This is a genomic window from Thermus sp. (assembly GCF_056332225.1).
This window is the reverse complement of sequence record NZ_JBWGQW010000090.1, coordinates 1-3690: the sequence shown is the minus strand read 5'-3', so window position 1 is coordinate 3690 and position 3690 is coordinate 1. Positions and strand designations below refer to the sequence as shown.

Sequence of the window (3690 nt, the reverse complement as noted above, 5' to 3'; positions counted from 1 at the left end):
GCTGGTGAAGCGGACGTCGCAAAGGCCTTTGGCATTGGCGTCGTCGTAGGGATTGACCTTTTCGTTGGGATTGGGGTCCTTGACCCTGACCCCTAGGCGCCTCGTGCTTAGCTCGTTCACGTCGGGCCTGGTGATGCGGGTGGCCTGGTCCCACCGCACGACTCTACCCGTGACGGCGTCCAGGCAGGTGAAGTTAGGGTCGGAGAGGGTCTGGTATACCGGGCAGACCTGGTACTTGGGCGCGGAGCCATCGCAGACCACCATGTTCTTCCCCTCGGCGTTGCACTGCGCACCCGTAACCCCCGCCCCTCCCGTGATGGGCGGCGGGTTGACCTGGTTGAGGTTTCGGCACCCTTGGCCTGAGCTATCGCAGACCTGGATTTGACCCGACAGGTTACCGTAGCCCAGGTCGGCGTGGAGGCGGCTTCCCCAGAGGTCCACCCCGCCGTTGATGGTGATGCGCCCGCCGCTAATCCATCCCTGGCCGAACAGGGGGTTTTGCGCCTGGGCAGGAACGGGCTGGAGGCGCACCACGGCCACGGCGGTGTGCCGGGCGAGGCCAGCCTGGCCCTGGCTTTCTATGCGGACCTCGTTCCCCTCGGGATTCTGGGGGGTGAGGGTGGCGGTATAGCCCTGGCCCGAGACGGTTTGGGCGGCGCTCAGGGATGGTTTGCCGTCCAGGTAGGCCAGGGCGTGGTCCACGCCCGCCTCGGCCCGCTGGCGGGCCTGGGCCCGGTTCAGGAGGTCGCCCCCCGTCTTCAGGTTGCCCAGGGCACTTTGCACCATGGCCAGGGAGAGCATGAGGACCACCGTCATCCCGATGAGGGCCACCACAACCGCTATGCCTTTTTGGTTCATGCCTTCCTCCTTTCAGCGCGCCAGGTTCGGCGTCTGGACGATCCAGAGCTTCTCCGCCCGAAGGCGCCCGTCGTTGGCCACCGCAGGAAGCTCAAGAAGGCTAGGGGAAAGCCCGGGAGGGTAGATGAGCGTGCTCCCGGGGGTGAAGGCGGGGGCCCCACCCCGCACGGGAGCGGAGGCCAGCAGGTAGAGGGCCAAGGCGCTCACCTTGGGGCTTGCGCCTTCTTGCCCCAGGTTCACCGCCTGGGCCTGCCGCTTCCAGGCGTCCCCTTCCAGGTAGGCGACCCGGAAGGCCTCCACCCGCACCTCGTCCCCTCCCAGAACGGGGTTGTCGGGTGAAGGGGCGCAGCCCGCTCCCGTGCAAGCGCCCCAGCGGAGCGCTCCCTGGTCCACCGCGTAGCCCGTGCCCCTTATCTGCCCCAGGCTTTCCCCGCAAAGCTCCTCCATGCCCGCTTCGCAGAGGAACCACCCCTGGAGGCTGTCCCCTTGGGAGTCTGGGCTCAGCGCCAGGGCCTGGCCCGTGAGGCGGTAGCCCACCGTGTAGAGCTCCCGGGCCAGCACGGTGGCGGTGAGGCTCAGCTCGTCGGCGAGCCGCCCCCTCGCCCTTTCCCGCTCCCTTAGGGTGATGCTGGAGTTTCCCAGGGCCAGCACCACCAGGAAGAGGCTTCCCATGAGGACGGAGGCCAGCAAGAGCTCGAGGAGGGAAAACCCTTGCCTTCTCATGGCCGATACACCACCGTTTCCAGCCGTTTGCCCTCCACCTCCAGAACCACCTGGTAGGCCCGCGCCTCCCCCGAGGTGGGGCAGGTGAGGCCGCCGTCCTGGGCCACGGCGCAAGGGGTGGCGGTGCAGGTGCCTTCCTTTCCCCCCAGGGTTAGGGGACCGTTGCAAAGGCTGAGGAGGCCTTGGGGGTCCTGCCTCAGCCTTTCCATGAAGTTCTCCATCTCCCGGACCACGGCCTGGAGCTCCCGGCCCTGCCGCCCGCGCGGAGGCTTGTCACCTGCAGGGAAGCGAAGGCCAGCACCACCACGGCGAGGAGCCCCATGGCCAGGAGCACTTCCAGCAAGGTGAGGCCCTTACGAGCACGCATCGCCGCTCACCTCCCGCACCCTTCCTCCCATGCCCACGCACAGGGTGAGGCTCCGCCCGCCCAAGCGCAGGACCAAGCTCGCCCCCGTGTTGGGCCTTCCCAGGGCGTTGAAGCGGAGGCCCGGGGAGAAGCCGCTCCTTAGGTCCAGGGCCGCGCCGTACCCTCCCGGGTCAAACCGGCGCAGGGGGGCTTCCCCCGGGTCGCACGCTCGGTTTCGGTTTTCGTCCACGCAGCTCAGGAGCCCCCGGTCCTCCGGTACCACCGCCACCCCCGTTCCCCGGCGGATGGCCTCGGTGCGGGCGGCGAGGAGGAAGGTCCTGAGCTCGGTTCCCGCCGCCCTGAGGCGGTAGGCGGCGCTGTAGTTGGTGTAGGCAAGAGCGCCCAGGATGCCCAGGACGGCGAGGACCACGAGAAGTTCCAGCAAGCTGAGGCCGCGCTTTACCAAAGGGCCCACCTCCCTGACTCAGGTTAGGGGCTTCCCCCCGGGGTGCGCATCCCCCAAATGGGGGGTATGATGGGCCCATGCAGGAGGTCTACATCGTTTCCGCGGCCAGGACCCCCATCGGCAAGTTCGGGGGGGCCCTGAAGGACGTGAGCCCGGTGGAGCTCGGGGCCCACGCCATGCGGGAGGCCCTAAAGCGGGCCGGGGTGGAGGGGAAGGCCTTGGACCTCTACGTCTTCGGGAACGTGCTCCGGGCCGGGCACGGGCAGCTTCTGCCCAGGCAGGCCGCTCTAAGGGCGGGCATCCCCAAGGAGGTGGACGGGTACCAGGTGGACATGGTCTGCGCCTCGGGGATGATGGCGGTCTTAAACGCCTTCCAGTTCCTGCGCACGGGGGAGGCCCACCTGGTCCTCGCCGGGGGGATGGAGTCCATGAGCCAGGCGGGCTTTTACCTCTCCCACCGGGCGCGCTGGGGGTACAAGTTCCTCATGGGGGCGCCGGAGGGCCTCCAGGACATCCTCCTCCGGGACGGGCTTTCCGACCCCTTCACCGGCGAGGCCATGGGGGAGCAGGCGGAGCGCCTGGCCCAGGACCACGGGGTGACGCGGCGGGAGATTGACGAGGCCGCCTACCTCTCCCACCGGCGGGCCTGGGAGGCCACGGAGGGGGGCCAGTTCGCCTGGGAGATCGCTCCCCTGGAGCTTCCCGGCAAGAAGGGCCCGGTTTTGCTGGAGCGGGACGAGGGCATCCGGCCCGAGACCACCCCGGAGTCCCTGGCCGCCCTCAGGCCCGCTTTCAGGAAGGACGGGGTCCTCACCGCGGGGAACTCCAGCCAGATCTCCGACGGGGCGGCGGCCCTTCTCCTCGCCTCGGAGGAGGCGGTAAAGGCCCACGGGCTTAGGCCCATCGCCAAGGTGTTGGGCGGGGCCTGGGCCGCCGGGGAGCCCTGGCGCTTTCCCGAGGCCCCCATCCCCGCGGCCAAAAGGCTTTTGGACCGGCTAGGCCTAAGGGTTTCGGACTTCGGCCTCTTTGAGAACAACGAGGCCTTCGCCCTGAACAACGTCCTCTTCAGCCGCCTCCTGGGGGTGCCCTACGAGAGGCTCAACGTCTTCGGAGGGGCCGTGGCCCTGGGCCACCCCATCGGGGCGAGCGGGGCGAGGATCCTGGTGACCCTCCTCAACGCCCTCCGGGTGAAGGGGGAGGAAAGGGGCCTCGCCGCCATCTGCCACGGGACCGGGGGGTCGGTGGCGGTGGCGGTGGAGCGGGTCTAGAGGAGGCCGTCCAGCTCAAAGGCCTCGAG

The 3690-nt window shown here is 69.1% G+C and carries 6 protein-coding genes; 1 reads left to right on the top strand and 5 read right to left on the bottom strand.

Annotated elements, in window-relative coordinates:
• The 5 genes from AC01Y6_RS09900 to AC01Y6_RS09880 all read right to left on the bottom strand — a co-directional run.
• Positions 1-858, bottom strand: an 858-nt coding sequence (locus tag AC01Y6_RS09900) for a pilus assembly PilX family protein (RefSeq protein ID WP_476671353.1), incomplete at its 3' end; no start/stop codon positions are given.
• A 12-nt stretch (positions 859-870) separates the two neighbouring features.
• Positions 871-1581: a prepilin-type N-terminal cleavage/methylation domain-containing protein gene (locus tag AC01Y6_RS09895; protein WP_347240303.1), complete on the bottom strand. Its 711-nt coding sequence runs from the start codon at positions 1579-1581 to the stop codon at positions 871-873.
• Entirely contained in the window at positions 1578-1814 is a 237-nt protein-coding gene (locus tag AC01Y6_RS09890; RefSeq protein WP_476671354.1) for a hypothetical protein, read from the bottom strand. Before AC01Y6_RS09890 ends, AC01Y6_RS09895 begins: the two co-directional genes overlap by 4 nt.
• Positions 1778-1948 carry a type IV pilus modification PilV family protein gene (locus AC01Y6_RS09885; protein WP_476671352.1) on the bottom strand — a complete coding sequence of 57 codons (171 nt, stop codon included), beginning with the start codon at positions 1946-1948 and terminating at the stop codon, positions 1778-1780. Before AC01Y6_RS09885 ends, AC01Y6_RS09890 begins: the two co-directional genes overlap by 37 nt.
• Positions 1935-2402 carry a GspH/FimT family protein gene (locus tag AC01Y6_RS09880; RefSeq protein ID WP_347240302.1) on the bottom strand — a complete coding sequence of 156 codons (468 nt, stop codon included), beginning with the start codon at positions 2400-2402 and terminating at the stop codon, positions 1935-1937. Before AC01Y6_RS09880 ends, AC01Y6_RS09885 begins: the two co-directional genes overlap by 14 nt.
• Before the next feature lie 68 nt (positions 2403-2470).
• Between AC01Y6_RS09880 and AC01Y6_RS09875 the strand changes: the two genes are divergently transcribed.
• Positions 2471-3661: a thiolase family protein gene (locus AC01Y6_RS09875; protein WP_476671350.1), complete on the top strand. Its 1191-nt coding sequence runs from the start codon at positions 2471-2473 to the stop codon at positions 3659-3661.
• Positions 3662-3690 lie beyond the last annotated feature (29 nt).